The sequence below is a fragment of the Bartonella mastomydis genome (assembly GCF_900185775.1).
Classification (GTDB): domain Bacteria; phylum Pseudomonadota; class Alphaproteobacteria; order Rhizobiales; family Rhizobiaceae; genus Bartonella; species Bartonella elizabethae.
On record NZ_LT883138.1, the window covers coordinates 405911 to 426034 of the forward strand.

The window sequence follows — 20124 nt, forward strand, 5'->3', positions numbered from 1 at the left end:
ACAGGAGTCTTCTGTCCAGTCTTTTTTTTAAAAAAAAGTATTTTACTTTTATGAATGTGGAATATGAAAAGGAAAAGGTATTTGAAACATAACCGATAAATAGGTTTGGATTGCCTATTTATCGGTTTAATAGTGATCGAGGTGTTTTTAGAATTTATTTAAAAATACTCATATCATATTGATTTAAAATATTTTTTTGTTTTAAGTAAGTAGACGGTTGATGATATCAGCGACATCACTTGATAATTTTGGCGCAGCAGCGATTGTTTTTAATTCAGTTTCAAGTTTTTGTTGCCGAATGGGTTCTAATTGCCGCCAAGAACGCATCATTGTTAATAATCGTGAAGCGAGCTGTGGATTTTTTTTGTCAATTTCTAAAATGATTTGGCAAAGAAAATGATAAGATGCTCCATCCACTCTGTTGAAGCCTGTGGGGTTATGAGAGGCAAAGACACCAATCAAGGACCGTACACGATTAGGATTATCTTGTGAGAACAGCGGATGTTGCATGAGCTTTTGAACATTCTCGAGTGTTGATGCGCCAGCAACCATTGCTTGAATAGAAAACCATTTATCCATGACCAAAGGGTCATGCCGATAGCGGTTTTCAAAATCATTTAAAGCATTTTGTGACTGCTCACTTTCATTAAAACGCTTCACGAGAACAGCGATACTTGCCATACGATCAGTCATATTATCAGCTGTTGCATATTGTAGAGCAGCGCGATTTGGATTGGCTTCGGCGATGGAAAGATAATCCAGTATGATATTCTTGAATGCTCGCTTTCCAGCTTGTGCAGCGTTTGGTGAATAGGGCTCTTGGCTTTGCATTTTCTCATAGAATTTTGTTAAGAGCTCTTGATGGGTTTGTGCGAGTGAAGCTAAAAACTGATTGCGGACATAATGAATACGATCTGGGTCAATATTTTTACCGATTATATGAGCAAGCTCAACTTCACTAGGTAAATTTAAACAGAAGGCACGAAATTCAGGCTCTAAGTTTTCATCTGTTATGATCGTTTCAATCAGCTTTAGCAAAGCAGAGGGGAGTGTTGCTTTTGTCTGTGTTTTATCTTGAATGCTTTGAATCAAAGCTTGCATCATTAATTGATTAAGAGACTGCCAGCGATTAATGTGATTGTCATCATGTTGTGCAAGAAAAATAAGTTCGCTTTCATTAAATGGGGTGTGTAGAATGATTGGCGCAGAAAAATCGCGCAGCAGTGATAAAACAGGTTTTTCGCGGAGACCCTTTAATGTAAAGGTTTGGCTTTCCTTGGACAACAGCATAACGTCTGATTGAATATCTGCTTCCGCTTCATAAGCAAGGCGTTCTCCATTAGAGCCTAATAAGCCAAATGCAATAGGAAGAAGCATGGGCATTTTTGTGTTTTGTTGTGGGGTTGCAGGAATATGTTGCTTTGCATGAATTGTTAAAACACCATCACGGTAATGACTATCAATTTCTACGTTGGGGGTTCCAGCTTGTTCATACCACAGCATGAATTGGGAGAAATCTCGGCCAGACACTTCAGCAAAACAGGTGATAAAATCTTCAATTGTACAAGCTTGTCCATCATGCCGTTGAAAATAAAGATCAGTGCCTTTACGAAACAGAGAGGGACCTAAAATCGTTCGTATCATGCGGACAACTTCAGCACCTTTTTCGTAAACCGTTGTGGTATAAAAATTATTAATTTGGCTATATTGACGAGGACGGACAGGATGAGCAAGAGGTCCTGAATCTTCGACAAATTGCGTCGCTTTTAATGCTTTTACATCTTCAATTCGTTGCAGGCTGCGTACATTTTGATCTGATGAAAATTCCTGATCACGATAAACAGTGAAGCCTTCTTTTAAACAGAGTTGAAACCAATCGCGACAGGTAACACGATTACCGCTCCAATTATGAAAATATTCATGAGCAATAACGCGTTCAACATTTCTATAATCCTGATCGGTTGCTGTTTCAGGATCGACGAGAACATATTTATCATTAAAAATGTTAAGACCTTTGTTTTCCATTGCTCCCATGTTAAAATCTGAAACAGCAACAATATTGAAAACATCAAGATCATATTCACGCCCGAAACATTTTTCATCCCAACGCATGGAACGTTTGAGCGCATCCATTGCATAAGCAGCGCGTTTGGTTTTTCCTTTTTCTACATAAATACCAAGTTCGACACGTCGTCCAGATGCAGTTGTAAAATGGTCCTCTAACTTATCAAGATCGCCACCTACCAAAGCAAAGAGATAAGATGGTTTAGGATAAGGATCTTCCCAAACGGCAAAATGGCGATTATTCTCTAAAGTTCCTGTTTCCACCAGATTGCCATTTGAAAGCAAGATGGGGATTGTTTGGGAATCGGCTTCAATTTTTACTCTATAGGTAGAAAGAACATCTGGACGGTCGTAAAAATAAGTCATACGACGAAAACCTTCCGATTCGCATTGTGTGCAATAAACACCATTTGAAAGATAAAGCCCCATAAGTTGGCGGTTGCTTTCAGGATTTAGTTCTGTAACCAATTCCAATGTAAAAGGAGTGGCTGGTGGCGTGGTAATTTCTAAACGTGAAGGCGTAACTTTATAAGTGTTTGGGGCTAATATTTCACCATTAATCGCAACAGAAATTAAAGTAAGATCATCGCCTGAAAGTACAAGAGGTGTTAATTCTTTTGTATCATGACGGGGTTCAATAGACAATATGGCTGTAACAGAGGTTTTTGTTGGTGCCAATTGGAAAAAAAGTTGTGTTTTAGGGATAGCGTAAGGGGTTGGCTGATAGTTTTCCAAACGATAAAGAGCTGTTGTTGGCTGTTCCATAGTTTTTCCCATTCGTGTTTTAAGAGTTAAAGAAGTTTTTTAATTTTAGTGTCAAAGAAGATTAAAGAATTACAAAAGGCTATCGAGACGATTTTTTACTTCTAAGAAGTCTATCCATGTAAGCTTCTTTTGACTAGGGGTTCTAAGAAGGTAAGCAGGGTGAAAAGTTGGCATAACAGGTATCTTTATATTATCCTCACTTTCATAAACATGCCATTTCCCACGTGTTCGGATGATCCCATTTTGAGATCCGGTAAGGAATTGTGCTGCAACGCCTCCTAGTGCTATGAGCACACGAGGACGTGCTAAATAAATGTGTCGTTCAATAAAAGGGCGGCACAAGGCAATTTCTCTTGGTGTTGGTGTACGATTTCCTGGAGGACGCCAAGGAATAGTATTAGCAATGTACACATTATTTCTTGTTAAGCCAATTGATGCGAGGATTTTATTCAGTAACATTCCTGCTTTTCCCACAAAAGGAATGCCTTGTAGATCCTCATCTCGTCCTGGGGCTTCACCTATAAGCATCAGGGGGCTTCCTGCTGTTCCATCTGAAAAACAGGTGTTTTTTGCTGTCAATTTTAATGAACAGCCATTAAATGCAAGAAGAGCAGATTTTAATTCATCAAGTGTCGTTGCATTCTTGGCACTCTCTACAGCAGAAGGTTCGTTTTGTATAGACCTCGAGTTATGGAGCGGATGATGATCTAATTTTACAGTTGGAGATGTTTTGGAGGATGTTTGTTGATTATGAGAAATGTTTACAACAGGTGTTAATTTTTTCTCTGAACAAGCAGACTGCTTAAAACGATCAATCGGTAAATCTGTCAAAACAGCATCTGCACCACTTTCTTTATAAAAGTTCAAAAGTTCTTCATAGGAAATTGAGTACGGCGTTTGATTTAACATTTCGTTTTTTCTAATGATCTAGCAATTATAGATCAAACAAAATTATCCTTCAAGTTTTATAAATGTGTTTGTTCGTACTTAAAAACGCTGACAGCATTTTCTCTTTTCATAAAAAAGGCACATCATAAAATGCGGAAGTTTGCAATTATATACATCGTTAAATGTAAAATTTGCTTAGATACACTATAGCTTTTTAAACAAACTAATTTTTTCACGGTAAAAGAATTTTCACTTTTATGCAAGTGATTAAATAATAAAATATTTATCATTATGTTTTATATTTAATAATTAATGAAATTATCTTTTATAGTAAATTTAAGTATAAAATATTATTTATATAAATAAAATACATAAATATTACTTTTATATAAGCTTATATTATTTAAAAAATGTTTTTACAATGAGTTAAAAGCACTGTGTGGGTATATGCTTTTGCTTTTTTTATGGCTGAAATGAGAGGTTCATTGAGCGCTAAATGGGCTGCAATAGCACTTGAGAGAATGCACCCTGTTCCACGCATTGTCCCTTTTAAACGTGGAGCAGAAATATTGATAACTTCCATTTTGTCAATGAAGCTATCGATTGCAAGAGGTCCCTCTGCATGCCCTCCTTTTACTAAAATAGAACGAGCGCCCAATGATAAAAGTTTTTTTGCTTGTTGTATTGTCTCTTCATGATGAGATGCCAGTGGGGTTTGGCTAAGAAGAGCAAGCTCATCTCTATTTGGTGTTAAAAGAGTAACATATGGGAGAAGCTGATTGATCATAATTTCTGTGATTTTTTCCGTTGTTAGTTTTCCCCCCGATGAGGCAACCAGAACAGGATCAAGAATAACGGGAATATGGGGATAATCTTCGAGTACATGACAAATTGCCGCGATAATGGCTTGATTTCCTGTCATACCAATTTTTATTGCGCTGATTGAATGAGCCTCTAGGGCACTGCGCATTTGCGCAGCAACAAGTTTTTCATTCATGGGCACAATTTCAGCAACGTGATGATCATCTTGTACATTGACACAAGTGATGGCTAAATTAGCTTTGATATGAAAATATGCAGCTGTTTCTATATCACGAACAATACCAGCACCTCCTGTTGGATCAGTGCCTGCAACAATGAGAACAGCAGGTGTTAACGCCATGGCTGGGTCACCTTGAACCATTGTTCTACCCGCTCTTCAGGTTTTTTATGGAGGATAATGTCTGTGACAACAGCAGCACTATTGGCTCCTGCTTTCAAAACATCTATTGCGCGTTCTGGGTTTAAACCACCAATGCCAACGAAAGGTAAAGCACCAATCCGTTTTCTCCATTGTTTAATTTTTTCTAATCCTTGAGGTTGCCATTTCATTTTTTTTAAGATTGTCGGATAAATAGGACCAAGAGCAATATAGTCAGGATGAACAGAAAGGGCGATATCCAATTCATGTTCATCATGGGTGCTAAGACCAAATCTTATACCATTTTTGCGAATTGCAGGAAGATCAGCATTGCTTAGATCTTCTTGCCCAAGATGAATAAAATTGCATTTTTCATCAATGGCAATGCGCCAATGATCATTAATTATGAGTTGTGCTCCCCATTTATCACAGATATTTTTTGCGCGTTTGATATGTTGACGGATTGTTTGAAGATCTTCGTCTTTCATACGTAGTTGTATGAGTTTGACACCAAGAGGAACCAAGCGTTCAATCCAATCAGCATTATCAACGATGAGATAAAATGGATCCAATTTCATGAAAACACTGCTTTTCCAATAACGGGTGTTGAAGGAACGGCGACATTGCGTGCTTCAAGAATGCCTGCTTGATATCCCATACGTCCTGCCTGGATAGCTTTAGAAAATGCTTCAGCCATCAAGACAGGATCACCTGCTTTAGCAACTGCGGTATTAAGAAGGACCGCATCATAACCCATTTCCATAGCAACAGCAGCATGAGATGGACGCCCAATGCCAGCATCAATCACAAGAGTAACATCAGGAAGATAAGCACGAATAGAGCGCAGTCCATCGGTATGATGAGGACCTTTGGCAGAGCCAATAGGCGCGCACCAAGGCATAATAACTTGGCAACCAACATCTAAGAGTCTTTCAGCAACAATGAGATCATCGGTTGTATAGGCAAAAACGTGAAAACCTTCACTATTTAAAACTTGCGCTGCTTCGATGAGAGCAAAAACATTTGGCTGTAAGGTATCAGCATTCCCGATAATTTCGAGTTTAATCCAAGAGGTTTTAAAGAGATCTCGTGCTAAATGGGCTGTCGTTACAGCTTCTTTAACAGTATAACAACCTGCGGTATTGGGAAGTATTGTTATATCAAGCTCTTGAAGGAATTGCCAAAATTGTCCCCCTTGTTTGCCACCAGCGCTTTCGCGGCGTAATGAAACGGTTACAATTTCTGTATTCGATTTATGAATAGCATCACGAAGAACAGCAGGTGAGGGATATTGCGCTGTACCTAACATAAGACGAGATGAGAATTCACGCCCATAAAGATTCAACATAAATATTAGCCTCCTTGCATTGGGCTTAAAATTTCTACTTTATCTCCTTCATGTAAAATAAATTGGTTGCGTGCCTCTACAGGAACAACTTCTGCATTAACAGCAATAGCGAGCCAATTTCCTTCATACCCCAATTCTTCAAGCAAGAGATTGAGAAAAGTGGTTTCTGTTTGAACTTTTTCACCATTAACAAAGATTTGCATGTTTTATTCCAATGCCAATTTTACCGCGCGTTTTGCCATTTCTGGAGATAAAAGAAAACCATGTCTATAAAATCCATTTATAGAAATATGATTACCATATTTGTATACAGAAGGGAAGTTATCAGGATAAGCAGGGCGGACTCCAACGCCAGATTCAACAATTTCTGCTTCAGCAAAAGCAGGATGCAAGGTATAGGCTGCGTTGAGCAATTCCATCATTGATCTCACAGAGATGGCACCGTCAAAGTCACTTTCAATCATCGTTGCGCCAATCATAAAAATATTATCTTGTCGCGGAACAATGTAAAGTGGGATGCGTGGATGAAGAAGACGAATGGGGCGGGAAAGTTTAATATCCCTACAGCGTACGAGCAGCATTTCACCACGCACCCCCCGTATATTTTTATCTTTTCCTAAACGTGCTATTCCTGTTGCATCAATGATCATATCAAAATTTATTTCAGATGTTTTGACACCAACAAAACATGCACCGTTTTTTATCAAGATTTCTTTTAAAGCAATGAGCGCTTTACGAGGATCAAGATGGGCTTCATTTTCATAAAAAAGCGCATGGTTAAAACGTTCTGCAAGATCAGGTTCAAGACGCGCTATTTCTTCACCGTTTATAATTCTATGATGATGTGTCCGCTCTGAAAATCGTTCAAGTTCTACCTTATCTCGTGCTGGTGCGACAACTAAAGTTCCTTTTCGTATAACAAGATCTGGAAATGCTTTACGCCACCATTGTATGGCTTGTACACCAAGATCTTCAACGATCTGTTCAGTATTTTCTCTTTCACAGTAAGGCGCAAGCATTCCTCCTGCATACCAACTTGCTGTTCCTATAGGAGAAAGAGGAGGGGCCGATACAGTAACATGAGCGCCTTTTTGTTGTAACATAAAAGCAACGGTTAAACCACCAATCCCCGCACCTTTGATCAGAATATTCTTCAACTGTTGACTCTCTTTTTTTGAGGGGCTTTGACATACAGGTCACCACTTTCTTGATATTTTTCAGCCATAGCGACCATACCTTCACCTTTTGCCATTTTGAGTGATGCAGCATCACGAATATCATGAGAAATACGCATAGAACAGAATTTTGGTCCACACATAGAACAAAAATGCACCAATTTATGCGCATCTTTAGGCATTGTTTCATCATGAAAGGCACAAGCCGTTTCTGGATCAAGAGAAAGGTTGAATTGATCATGCCATCTAAAGTCAAAGCGTGCACGCGAAAGAGCATTATCGCGTAATTGTGCGCTGGGCAAACCTTTTGCAAGATCAGCAGCATGAGCGGCAATTTTATAAGTGATGACTCCCGTTTTGACATCATTTTTATCGGGAAGTCCTAAATGTTCTTTAGGCGTTACATAGCACAACATAGCGGTTCCAAACCATCCAATCATAGCTGCACCAATGGCGGATGTAATATGGTCATAACCAGGAGCGATATCAGTTGTAAGAGGCCCCAAAGTATAAAAAGGGGCTTCATGACAAAGATCGAGTTGCTGTTCCATATTTTCTTTAATTTTATGCATTGGGACATGTCCTGGTCCTTCAATCATAACCTGTACATTTTTTTCCCAAGCAACTTTTGTCAATTCTCCTAAAGTCTTAAGTTCAGCAAATTGGGCTTCATCATTAGCATCAGCAATAGAGCCAGGGCGTAATCCATCTCCTAAGGAAAGAGAGATATCATAGCTGCTTGCAATATCACAAATTTCATCAAAATGTTCATAGAGAAAGCTTTCTTTATGATGATGAAGACACCATTTTGCCATAATAGATCCACCCCGAGACACAATCCCTGTTACACGATCAATGGTCATCGGAATAAATGGCAACCTTAAGCCAGCATGAATAGTAAAATAATCAACCCCTTGTTCTGCTTGTTCTATAAGAGTATCGCGAAAAATCTCCCATGTTAAATTTTCAGCAATACCTTGTACTTTTTCGAGCGCTTGATAAAGAGGAACGGTCCCGATGGGTACAGGAGAATTTCGAATAATCCACTCACGGATATTGTGAATATTTCGCCCCGTCGAGAGATCCATCACGGTATCTGCGCCCCAACGAATAGCCCAAACCATTTTATCAACTTCTTCTGCCATTGAAGATGTTACAGCTGAATTGCCAATATTGGCATTAATTTTAACACGAAAATTGCGCCCAATAATCATTGGTTCGCATTCTGGATGATTGATATTTTGAGGAATAATAGCACGCCCACAGGCAATTTCATTCCGAACGAATTCCGCAGTGTAAATTTCTGGTATTCCTCTACCCAATGGACTTGATTGCGCTTGTTGTGGATCTTTTATTGAGAACCCTTCATTTTCTCGTATAGCGACATATTCCATTTCTTCTGTAATAATACCTGCACGTGCATATGCCATTTGTGTAATTTCTTTGCCATTTTTTGCGCGCAAAATAGACCGTTTTTTCTCAAAGGCGGGTATAGGAGAGCGCGTTAATCCATTATCTTCAGGTTTTATTGGGCGTGCAGGATAAGGTTCAGTATCATCACGCCTAGAGAGCCAAGATGAGCCAATTGCGGGTAACCCTTTTGTAAGATCAATGATTGCATCTTTGTCGGTATAGGGACCAGAAGTATCGTAAACATTTAAAGGTTTTTCACCACTCCCATCGGTTAATGAAATTTCACGCAAGGGGACACGCACATCAGAAAAAAGAGGACTCTGTTGATAAATTTTGCGTGAGGCTGGAAAGGGGCTGCAACTGATTGATGGAATATTTTTTGGCACAAATTTTTTCCTTCTAAACACAGAGTTCAAAAACTAAGGTGGTATGGGGATATATTCAAATGATCAATTACGTACTCTTGAATGAAGAAATGCTTCTAACATTTTATAGTAAGTGATCTTCAATAAAGCTTAAGAAAATTTATTTTGAAAAGATTAATGCAATATCTAAATAATATCTGCACTCCCCCATATAAACACTTTTGTTAGCACCGGTATGATTGGCTTAAATACGGACATTGTCAATCACAAAGATGTATTTTAAACGATTTTGGCGTATTTTTAAGAATAAAAAGAGGCATTATGAAGTGATAAACTTATATATTAAGAAATCGTCTTTGATAACTGAGGGGGAGGGGTAGAAAATATAAATCAATCAGGCATTTGTTGTTTGGATTGATGAGGCAGATGAGTTAGCAAAATAGTTTACGAGAGTACTTACTTTGATATCGTAATCAATTAAGGAGAACACCAATAATTGCGAGATCATGTTCAAAAGGATTTATTGTTCTTGCAAAAAAAATATACCTATAATAAAATATATACATAGGGGGAGCCAGTTTAAGTGAGAGCGGGTTTGGTTGTAGAGCGTTGATTTAAAAAGACGTGAGATTTGTTCGTAAAGGCTTAAGGGGTGGGGTGTTTTTTTAGTATCTGGATCGGATGCAACCTTCAGATTCAGGGAGATTCTGTAATTTCTCCTTAGTATTCCAGTTTACTGAAGAGAAGAAATTATCATATCGAATATATTCTCTATGATGCATTGAGGTTGAACAGATTTCTGTTCAAAAAACATTGGTATTGATCTCGCAATACAAATTCAGAAATAGATTGAATGAAATAGAATAAAGCACCCTCATGTCAATAAAAACATAATGAGCTATGCAAAGAGTTTGAAGTTAGCTTTTAAATTTTTAAAATACAAATCATAATCAAAAGAGAGATTTAACATATTGAACAAATAAAACGTTTCATTAAAAATTTAAATCAGCGACTTTCTATGCAAATGACAAGTTATTGCATTTAATAATGGTTATATGAAATCCATAGTAAGAAAAAGTTTGAACGGTATTTGTAACACTTTGCAACAAGATACAAGATTAAAAAATGAAACTGTATAACGATAGCAAAGAAACAGAACAAGATACCAAATAACATCAGATGAGGAGCTACATTACGCATGAGAGGTGGAAGCATTAAGACTGATGTTATGAAAAAAGTCTGATGAAATCAGCTTATTAAATTGAAAGGAGTAAAGAGAGAAAGAATGCGTAAAATACGGATGGGTCTGTGGTTATGATGTACCAATGCGGTGGACACATTTTAAAGCACAGAACAAGAAATTATTAGAAAAACGATGAAAATAATGGGGGATTTATAATGTCGAATATTTACGATTGGTCGCTAAAGGCTGATGAAAATGCTCATTCAGATAATATTATTAATTGGTCAGAAGGTCAGCCGCCTAGTTCTGTCAATGATAGTGCAAGGGCGATGATGCAGCGCGTGCGTGAATATCTTGCAGATAATGGTGGATCTATCGATTCAGGCTTTATGATCAATGCGGAAGATAAAACAACATTAATTACCTTAAAGACAGTTTCACCGATAAAGAAATATAACAATGATATCATCATACGTTTTAAGGCCCATGGCGTGAATGTTGGCAAGACGACAATAAAAGTTAATAGCATGGAAGAAAAGCCTATTTATAAAGCGACGAATACAGGCGTTATACCGTTAGAAGGGGGAGAGCTACAAACACACGGTATTTATGAAATGGTATATAATGGCAATATTTCAACAGAAGGTCGAGATGGTTGGTATTTATTAAATCCTACACCACCAAAGATAGAAAGTTTTCCTACAGGATTTATTGCGACATTTGCTATGCAAGAAATACCAACCGGTTGGCTTTTATGTGATGGTAAGGCCTATAAGCGCAAAGATTATCCACAGTTATTCAAGGCAATAGGGGATAAATGGGGAAAAGACAGTGATACAACTTTTAAAGTTCCTGATTTTAGAGGCATGTTTTTACGGGGCTTTGATGATGGTCGGGGTTTAGATGATAATAGAAAATTTGCTGATGAACAACAAGATAGCATAAAATCGCATACGCATATTGGTAACATTGAAGAATCAGGTGAGCATACACACAATTTTCAGTATAAAGGCGTTGGATGGCCAACGGGTAATATTGGGAGATTACCGAATTATTATACCTATAATGCTACCTTGCAAGGAACAACAGATTCTGCTGGTGCACATACACACAAGGTAACTCTTGCCCATACGGGTGAGACTGAAACGCGCCCTGTTAATACAACAGTCGTCTATGCTATAAAATCATGAGTATGATTGGGAAATACAGAATCTATATACATTTGATAATTTTGTTAACGCGGAGTAATTCCGCGTTAGTTTTTATATATTTAAAGAGGAAACCTCTATACGGTTTATATGATACTTGAGAGAGTCAAAAAACAATTTTTAAAATAGAAGAAGAAAAGTGAAAAATATGATCATATTTGATCTTCTTATTGACTATAGAGGAAGGTAAATGATCATTATAAATCCGTATTTATCTATTGATAAAAACAGCTAAAACACGTGCGTTATGAAAAAAATAATGCCACTAAAACCACAAATAAATCTTCTATGGATTTAGAGAAAAGAGTTCATTTAAAAATAAAACAGACTCTTGGATCTTTTCGTGTTTTAATTTTTAGATTGAAGCCGATAGCTTTGAGATCTAGCTTCACAGGAGGATGCCGTTTGAGGGAGTATAAATGGGATATCTTCTTTAGGTAATTCAGAAACGTTTAAGGAACAATGATAAACATTGCGGAGATTTTGTGTTGTCAAAACGGCAGAGGCATTTCCTTCGCAATAAATCTCACCCTCCTTGAGCAAGATCATGTTATCTGCATAATGTGCTGCGAGATTGAGATCGTGAAGAACAGCAAGAACGCCACCACCAGAATGGGCAAATTGTTTTGCAATGTCCATAACGATAATTTGATGTTGAATATCGAGGCTAGCAATAGGTTCATCTAATATCATCCAACGAGGAACTCCATTATAAATGGGTTTCCAGATTTGGCAAAGAACACGCGCAAGTTGTACACGCGCTTGTTCTCCACCTGATAATTGGTGATAATACAGGTTACCGTAATCAGAAAGATCAACGCGTTCTAAAGCTTCCTGGATAAGATTGTGTAATTCGGCTTTGGCAATAGTAATTTGGTTTACAGAAAGGCCAAGCCCTACAACTTCATGGACCAAAAATGGAAATACGAGCGTTGTTGATTGTGGTAAAACAGCTCGCATTTTTGCCATTTCATAAGTCTTTGTTTGGCGTACATCATAACCATTTAAGGTTATTTTCCCACTGTAAGGAATTTCTCCACTTAATGCTTTGACGAAAGTACTTTTCCCTGATCCGTTGGGACCGATAATAATGGTAAAAGCGCCACTTTTAGCTTGAAGATTAACGTGGTTAAGAATCTGTTTCTTTCCGCGCTGAACGCAAATGTTTGTCGCCTCAATCATGAAAAGTCTGTTCCTCGTTTGCATATAAGGATCCACAGGAAGAAGGGAGCACCAAAAAGTGCTGTTACGATTCCAATTGGCAATTCTGCGGGAGCAACAATTAAGCGTGCAAACGTATCAGCAAAAATAAGTAATGCTGCTCCCAAGAGAGCAGAGTAAGGAATGAGATAGCGGTGATCAGGACCAATAAGCTGACGTAAAATATGAGGAACAATAATCCCAATAAAACCAATACCACCACTGACAGCAACAGCACTTCCACACATAAGAGCAACAAGGGGAATGGCAATATTTTTAACGCGTTGAACTGGAAAGCCAATATGACCAGCAACGGCTTCTCCAAGCGCAAGAGCATTCAGGGCTCGTGATAAAAAGGGGGAGAAAAGAAGACCAACAAAGATGAAAGGGAGAACAAGCCATACTTTCAGCCATGTCGCACCCGCAAGAGAGCCAAGACTCCAAAAAGTAATATCGCGTAATTGCTGGTCATTTGCGATAAAAATCAACGTTCCAACAACTGCACTGCTTAAGGCTCCAAGGGCAATACCAGCAAGCAACATGGTTGCAATAGAGGTAAAGCTATGATGCGTTGCTATTATGTAGAGAACAATCGTTGATAAAAGCCCACCCAAAAAAGCGCCTATGATAACCTTGTACGGCTCTAGAAAAGGTGCAAATGAAACAGGAAAGGCAAAGCCTACAACAATGGCCAAAACAGCGCCAAGACCGGCTCCTGCCGATACACCTACAATTCCAGGATCTGCAAGAGGATTACGGAAAAGTCCTTGCATCAAAACACCAGAAACAGCCAAAGCTGCTCCGATCAATAGCCCTAAGATAACACGAGGAAGCCTTATATCAATAAATATGAGATAATCGCGTGTTTTTCTACTGACAGAAAATTCTTGTGTAAACATATTATAAAGAAAATCAAAGAATGAAGTATTTGAAGCGCCATTTAAAAGTCCGCTTAAAATACTAAAGATGAGGAATATTATGAGAGCGAAAAAGAGTATTTTTCTCAAATTTTCGCGCTTTATTCTTTTATGTTTTTCTGTTTCAGATGCGTAAACCATGGATGGCTTCTCTACCAATTTTACCCGTTTTTACCGTTTTAGTTTGCATCATAAAGCATATGAATAAGTTCTCTTGATGCATTTGCAGTGCGTGGACCAAATCCTAAAAGGTACATAGCATCCATTTGTTTAATAGCATGATTTTTGGCAGCGGTTGTTGCTTGAATTGCTGGTATAGCTAAAAGCTTTTCAAGATTAATAGATTTTCCACTATGTGTTATAAGCAAAATAGCATCAGGATTTGCTTTCAATAACGCTTCGTTATTGAGAAGCTTATACCCTTTATAATCGGTAATGGCATTGATAGCCCCTGAAAGTTTTATGATACCATCAGCCGCTGTATCTGTTCCAGATGCCATAACACGCCCATTTTGTACAGATAAAATAAAAAGAACCCGCTTTGGTTTCGTTACTTTTGTCAAAAGAGCATCATTGTCTACAAAATCACGGCTTACTTTTTGAATTAATGCAGCGGCTTGTGCTTCACGATGGATAGCTTTTCCAACGAGTCGAATTTTTTCTATGACGCTTTCTCGAGAATAGTTTTCTGGTATGATCACGATAGGGATTGATGTTTTTTTGAGAATTTCAATTGTTGAAGGAGGCCCACTTCCTTCAACGAGCAAGATACCTTCTGGAGCAAGAGATAGAACACCTTCAGGTGAAAGAGCACGCATGTAGCCAAGCACAGGAAGTTTGAGGGCTTCTTTAGGATAAACGCTTGTACTATCACGGGCAACAAGTTGATCCTGTGCGCCTAATGCATAAACAATTTCTGTTAAGGAACCACCAATAGAGACAATTCGCGCATTTTCAGAAAAATGCGTTGTAGGTTCAGCAATGACACGCTGAGAAAAGAAGCTAAGAGAAAGCAGTATAAAAAGAAGAAAAAAGCCTAAGTGTCTACGCAAAAAAAGTATAAGCATATTTTATCTTTCTAAGCGACGACTAATTCTTGATAGGGAGGAAGAGACTTCAATAAAGAACGCCAATCCTCACGCTCTTTTTGACCTTCTTTACGCAAGCCAAAAAATTGAACAATCATACCATCATTTTTATCGAAAACTTCAAGTGAACTGACATAACCATCACGAGTAGGTTTGCGAACATGCCATACACTAGCAATCCCAGACGTAAGTAAGTGGAGGTCAAACCCTGGATCAAGAACATTAAGCCAAGGTCCCATTTGCTTAATATTTTTCACAGTTCCACTAAAAATTTGAATACACCCCTTATTACCAACAAAACACATAATGGGCAGTTCTTGTTTTGCAACTTGAGTAAGCATTATTTCAACAGCATTTACCTGTAATTCATCGGCAAACTCATTGCCAGCATATTTTACAGCATGATGCCGATTAATTTTAAATTCGGAAATAATTTTGTGAAGCTGGTGTACATCTGTCATTTTACGCCAACGATCCCGAAAATTCTCAATATCCAATTCTGTTATGTCACATTGAACTGGAAGAGAAACGGGAAGAATATCAAGAACAGAGGATTGATCTTCAAGAAGAAGCTTTTCAACAAGTTTGTTCCACTCTTCCATGTTGGTCATATCTTTAGAATAGACTTTTAAAATAGCAACGCCATGCTCATCAAAGAATTGTAGACTTTTTGCAGGCTTTCCAAGGATAATGACATCATATTCAAAACCGAACTTCCATTGTTTTGCAAAAATACGCAAATCAATTTCACCAAGTGTGATAGGAATATGTTCATTTTGAACAATTTTTTCAAAACGTCCTGTTATTTCGTGAACGGCATGCTCGTTGCGTGTTAAGACCATAACTTTTCCAAGCCGAGGTGCACTTTCCAAGAGAGTAGCAACATCAATTTGTAGTCTTTTTGCTTTTCCAATGGTACAATAGGCCGCAATAAGCTCTGCTTCAGATATACCAATCGAAACCGCAAAATCGCGGTTTCGCATTTCTTTTTTTTCTTCACGTAAACGAAGAATCATTTCAGCTGTATATGCCATGGACTTTACCTTTATGTTACTTAACTCAAAAACTAACTTTCAAATTTTACAATTCCAAGGCAATAGATTAAATTCTTTTAAGAGTTCAATCTATCACAAAATAACGCTCTATCGCCAACAGCCGAACAATCATAAAACGATAAAACAGAAAGAATTAAAACTTTTCTACTCAATTCTTGTAATTTTAAAGATGTTGAAAATAGAAACACAATAATTCATCCTTTTATCGATAATTTTATTGACCTAATCGTTCATAGAAGTGACTAAAACTTTTGTACGAACGACACCTTAAAGTTACGACCAGGCTGGCTATAATAATCTTTCGGTGTTGAACTCTTACTTGAAGGAAGTTCTGATGCATTCCAATATTTTGTATTGAAAAGATTATAAACACCGGCTCTTAAGATAGGCCCTGTTTCACCGAATGGTTTCCACCACCCTGTCATATCAACGACATGGTATCCTGGAATTTTTTGATAATCAGATTCTTTGGCTACTTTGTCGCGTTTGGCTGCTAATGTAAGGGTAATATCGCTTCCCCAAACCTCTTTTGCATATCCTAATCCGATAACGGCTTTCAAAGGAGGAATTGAGTTAAGATACTCTTTTTTATCAAGATCTTTTCCTTGTGAATAAGCAAGAGCAACAGAGCCATGAAAACCATTTTTAAGAACTAAATGTGCTTTTGTTTCAACACCAAAAATTTGCACACGGAAACGATTCATATAATGCCGACGTGCAAATTTGAATTCTTCGGATGGCCCTTTATCCTCGGTATCTATGAAATTCTTGTATTGGTTTATAAAGGCATTAAAGGAACCACCAAAATTTGCATTTCCATACCGTAGACCAATATCATAGCCATTGCTTATTTCTGGTTGAAGATCAGGGTTTCCTTTCACGTAATAAGCAGAAGGTTTGATATAAGAAACGTAAAGCTCTGGAATACGTGGTGCACGAAAAGCTTGCGCCCACTGGGCATAGAGTGTCACTTGATCCCGAACATCCCATTCCATGCGCAATTTAGGAGAAAAGCGTGATCCACTTCTTTCTGGAGGGAATTTATCAGAAATCAGAGCTTTCTCATAAGAAGATGTTTTCTGAGGAACATATTTGTACCAATCATACCGGAATCCTGGCGTTACACGAAAACGATCATCAACGAATCCAATTTCATCTTCAAAAGCAAGCCCTAAATTATAACCATTTGTATCTGGTGAATCTGACCGATTAGCAGGAACAAAAAGACATCCTCGCGCGTATTCTTTTATATGGCAGTTATCTTTACCAAACAAATAGTGATGAAATTTAGATGACTCAACATTTGTTGTAAACTTTAACGTATGACTTACAGTGCTAAAATCCACCTTTTTAAGTGCATTAGCACTGAAACCATAATTGATATTACGTAAAAAATTATCTCTCAAATAATCCCCTTTGGGGGCTGAAACACGAACGCCAGTCGTAACGGCACGACTTGATTGTCTTTGCCAATAAAGCTTCCCACTAAAAGCATCAAGAAGTGCGTCGCCATCACCGTTATAATTATAAGAAAGAGAAAAGCGCTCACGAAGTTTATCATCCCGCTCATAAACGGAACCTGGAGCATATCTTTTAGATGAATTTAATGCATGGGTGTTACTATTATGACCAAAACGTTCTGCAGTAAAGCCAATCCGATGGTTATCACTCAAATATTGATGAATTTTAAAAAGCAAATTATTCTTGTCAAAATGAGAAGGGTTTTTACGCGTGCGTTCTCCATATCCTTCCACTGTTCCCATATTTTTGCGCTCATGACCTTCTACATAAGACCCTTGGAAAAGCATAAATGTTCGGTAATTGCGCACAGCAAAAGCTTGATCGATGCGCCAACTGTTATCAACAGAGTGATAACCACCTTTTATAAGGCTTCCCCAATTTTTTCCTTCCCCAATAAGATCTTCAGGATTAAGGGTACGCAATGCAATCATTCCCCCTAAAGCGCCAGAACCATAAAGACTAGAATCTGATCCCTGAATAGTATCAAACGTAGAAAGCGCATTGAAATCAAAAGTTGTGTTTCCACCGCCACCACGGAATATATCATTAAACCATGGGAGAGAAATACCATCCATTGTCATAACAACACGGTTTGCATCTAAACCACGAATAACAAAACTATTATTTTCTGAGTTATAGGAGACAGAAGGATTAAGACGACTCACGTCATACACATCAGTTATTTGTTTTTCATCAATATTCTTGTTGGTTTTACGATCAGTTAGAATGGTTATTGAATTTGAAGCATCTTCTATTTTTTTTCCTTTAATAAGGATTGGTTTGAGCTCCGTCACAACATTCTTATCGCTGCTTTGTGCAAAAACAAATGAAGGTATACAAACCGACAACGCACCTAAAATTACACAGCTCCTATGGATATTTTCTCGTCTTATTCGCATAACACATTATAACCTTTTTTAAAAACATCCCCTCTCTAAGCTTGAAATTTTACATAAAAACGCTTGACTTAACCCTATCAAAAGTTAGCCAACCAAGCAGGAATGATTTAACAATATAAAATCACAGAGAAACCATATTAAACATGATAAAATCAGTCAAGAAAAAAGTTGCAATTTCGAAATAGCTTGTTTTAATGAGATGAAAGACCAACATTGCACTTAGAATAGCGGCGGAAGAAACGATGAACTTTGCAAATATGAGGCAGTTATCAGCTCTTTGGATTGGTGCATTTTTGGGCGCTCTTTTTTTGCATCTTGCATTGGGAGCACAGTTTTATTTTCGAAAGATTGGCGTCAGTAATGGTATGCTCTCGTCGACGGTTATGCTAACTCTTGTCCAAGAGAGTGTATATCTGGATGCTGATAGAGATTCCTCGAATCCAGATCATGATACAGATTTATCAAATGTGAGCACAAAATCAGAATTGCTACAGCCGGATCTTTCTGAGCAAGAGCCAGAGATATCGGAGACGGTGGATGAAATTCAACCGGAAGAGCCACAGCATACTGTAGAAAAAGATGATTTTACAGAAAAATTTTTGGAAGAATCTCTTCCTCACAAAGTAGAAGATAAAATATTTGAAAAAAAAACGAGACCAAAAACAGTTATTAAGCAGCCACCTGTAAAGTCTGTGCGTTCATCATCCACCAGACAGAGTGGCAGTACAGCAGGGCTTGAAGATATCGTGTTAATGGAGTGGTTAGCAAAGGTACAGTCGCAATTAGAAAAGCAGAAAAATTATGTTGTAAGACAACGTATCAGTCGGGCTAAAGGAACGGTGAAGTTAGAATTTAGAGTCCATGAGCGAGGGAGTATTTTTTCTAGCCGTGTCGTCGTTTCGGCTGGTGATCCAGAACTTGATCGATTGGCTCTGGCAGCCCTTCAACGTGTCGGTTCTTTTCCTCCCCCGCCACCATCAAAAGTGAATAAAACGATTAGAGTATCCTTAATATTTAGCTGATTTTTATGGGGAGCTCTGTAATATATTGGTTTAGAATGATGGCTCATCAGTTTATAATATGAATGAAATATAGTTTTTCTAGATCTTTTTGACGTTGAATCAATCAAAACCATTCGCTTAAAGACGACATAGGGGAGAACATAGATAAAAAGTTTTAGGAATGAACATATTTCTTATAAATATTCCAAATGAAAGGGCTGTTGCAATATTGGGCATGAGGGGATGATAAGGCTATCGCTTTTATCTCATTAAAAGTAATATATCTAATCGATATACCATTCGTGAGAAGATTTTCATAAGCACTTTTCAGGTTCACCGTTGTGAAATGAACTTACAAGCATTAAAAAATGCCTTTTAAAATAAAAATAGGCATAAGAAATACATACTATTTGGGCTCGATATTCTGTTTTATATAAAGGGGCGAGCTTATACATAAAAATGAGAGAAATAAAAGGTAAAGCTTCACCTTCATTCCTAAAATATTAATTGTTTGAAAGACGTAAAGCTGAATGAAAAGGGAAGGTGCAGAAGGATATTTTTTATCTTTAAGGTTGTCTTATTCAATGAGTCTATCTTTTTTCTTTAGATATGATCCAAACAGGTATAGTCATAACGCTCCTCTATGGGGTATAGAAATATTGTAAGTAGAAAAAACACTTTCAAAACATGCTATTGTACAAGATGTGAATGTTGATGAATAAGCAACAATAAAAGGATACGCTATTCGTTTCACTCTTCTCATATTGATAATCTCTATAATATTATCGTTTATGCATTGAGAAGAAATGAACTATTTGCGCAACATGATGATTTATAATGATCATTCTATTATT

15 protein-coding genes are annotated in these 20124 nt (G+C 37.7%); 2 read left to right on the top strand and 13 right to left on the bottom strand.

Translation table 11 applies throughout. The annotated features are described in order from the left end of the window. Positions 1 to 201: 201 nt before the first annotated feature. The 8 genes from pepN to thiC all read right to left on the bottom strand — a co-directional run bounded on the left by pepN (position 202) and on the right by thiC (position 9219). Positions 202 to 2829: an aminopeptidase N gene (pepN, locus tag FJG96_RS04865; protein WP_139412993.1), complete on the bottom strand. Its 2628-nt coding sequence runs from the start codon at positions 2827 to 2829 to the stop codon at positions 202 to 204. A gap of 69 nt (positions 2830 to 2898) precedes the next feature. Beyond that, complete coding sequence (locus FJG96_RS04870) at positions 2899 to 3738, bottom strand: uracil-DNA glycosylase (protein ID WP_139412994.1); 840 nt, start codon at positions 3736 to 3738, stop codon at positions 2899 to 2901. Between the two features lie 382 nt (positions 3739 to 4120). After that, complete coding sequence (locus FJG96_RS04875) at positions 4121 to 4879, bottom strand: hydroxymethylpyrimidine/phosphomethylpyrimidine kinase (RefSeq protein WP_139412995.1); 759 nt, start codon at positions 4877 to 4879, stop codon at positions 4121 to 4123. Continuing rightward, positions 4870 to 5475 (bottom strand): thiamine phosphate synthase, encoded by a 606-nt coding sequence (locus tag FJG96_RS04880; protein WP_139412996.1) that lies wholly within the window; start codon positions 5473 to 5475, stop codon positions 4870 to 4872. Before FJG96_RS04880 ends, FJG96_RS04875 begins: the two co-directional genes overlap by 10 nt. Beyond that, positions 5472 to 6245 (bottom strand): thiazole synthase, encoded by a 774-nt coding sequence (locus tag FJG96_RS04885; protein ID WP_139412997.1) that lies wholly within the window; start codon positions 6243 to 6245, stop codon positions 5472 to 5474. The genes FJG96_RS04880 and FJG96_RS04885 overlap by 4 nt, the downstream gene beginning before the upstream one ends. Before the next feature lie 5 nt (positions 6246 to 6250). After that, the gene (thiS, locus tag FJG96_RS04890) at positions 6251 to 6448 is read right to left on the bottom strand and encodes a sulfur carrier protein ThiS (protein ID WP_139412998.1); all 198 of its coding nucleotides are present in this window, start codon (positions 6446 to 6448) and stop codon (positions 6251 to 6253) included. Between the two features lie 3 nt (positions 6449 to 6451). Beyond that, positions 6452 to 7402 (bottom strand): glycine oxidase ThiO, encoded by a 951-nt coding sequence (thiO, locus tag FJG96_RS04895; RefSeq protein ID WP_139412999.1) that lies wholly within the window; start codon positions 7400 to 7402, stop codon positions 6452 to 6454. After that, positions 7399 to 9219, bottom strand: a complete 1821-nt coding sequence (gene thiC, locus FJG96_RS04900) for a phosphomethylpyrimidine synthase ThiC (RefSeq protein ID WP_139413000.1) — start codon at positions 9217 to 9219, stop codon at positions 7399 to 7401. The genes thiO and thiC overlap by 4 nt, the downstream gene beginning before the upstream one ends. Positions 9220 to 10596: 1377 nt before the next feature. Between thiC and FJG96_RS04905 the strand changes: the two genes are divergently transcribed. Beyond that, positions 10597 to 11571: a tail fiber protein gene (locus FJG96_RS04905; RefSeq protein ID WP_139413001.1), complete on the top strand. Its 975-nt coding sequence runs from the start codon at positions 10597 to 10599 to the stop codon at positions 11569 to 11571. Positions 11572 to 11937: 366 nt separating this feature from the next. On the opposite strand, the gene FJG96_RS04910 is transcribed toward FJG96_RS04905, so the two are convergent. The 5 genes from FJG96_RS04910 to FJG96_RS04930 form a co-directional block, all read right to left on the bottom strand. Then, positions 11938 to 12771 carry a heme ABC transporter ATP-binding protein gene (locus FJG96_RS04910; RefSeq protein WP_139413002.1) on the bottom strand — a complete coding sequence of 278 codons (834 nt, stop codon included), beginning with the start codon at positions 12769 to 12771 and terminating at the stop codon, positions 11938 to 11940. Then, positions 12768 to 13847 (bottom strand): FecCD family ABC transporter permease, encoded by a 1080-nt coding sequence (locus FJG96_RS04915; protein WP_139413003.1) that lies wholly within the window; start codon positions 13845 to 13847, stop codon positions 12768 to 12770. Before FJG96_RS04915 ends, FJG96_RS04910 begins: the two co-directional genes overlap by 4 nt. A gap of 38 nt (positions 13848 to 13885) precedes the next feature. After that, on the bottom strand, positions 13886 to 14773 hold the full coding sequence (locus FJG96_RS04920) for a heme/hemin ABC transporter substrate-binding protein (RefSeq protein WP_139413004.1): 888 nt from the start codon (positions 14771 to 14773) through the stop codon (positions 13886 to 13888). An 11-nt stretch (positions 14774 to 14784) separates the two neighbouring features. Next, positions 14785 to 15828 carry a hemin-degrading factor gene (locus FJG96_RS04925; protein ID WP_139413005.1) on the bottom strand — a complete coding sequence of 348 codons (1044 nt, stop codon included), beginning with the start codon at positions 15826 to 15828 and terminating at the stop codon, positions 14785 to 14787. Positions 15829 to 16091: 263 nt separating this feature from the next. Then, complete coding sequence (locus FJG96_RS04930) at positions 16092 to 18269, bottom strand: TonB-dependent hemoglobin/transferrin/lactoferrin family receptor (RefSeq protein ID WP_139413006.1); 2178 nt, start codon at positions 18267 to 18269, stop codon at positions 16092 to 16094. Between the two features lie 242 nt (positions 18270 to 18511). Here FJG96_RS04930 and FJG96_RS04935 point away from each other — a divergent pair, with 242 nt between their 5' ends. Next, on the top strand, positions 18512 to 19291 hold the full coding sequence (locus FJG96_RS04935) for an energy transducer TonB family protein (RefSeq protein WP_139413007.1): 780 nt from the start codon (positions 18512 to 18514) through the stop codon (positions 19289 to 19291). Positions 19292 to 20124 lie beyond the last annotated feature (833 nt).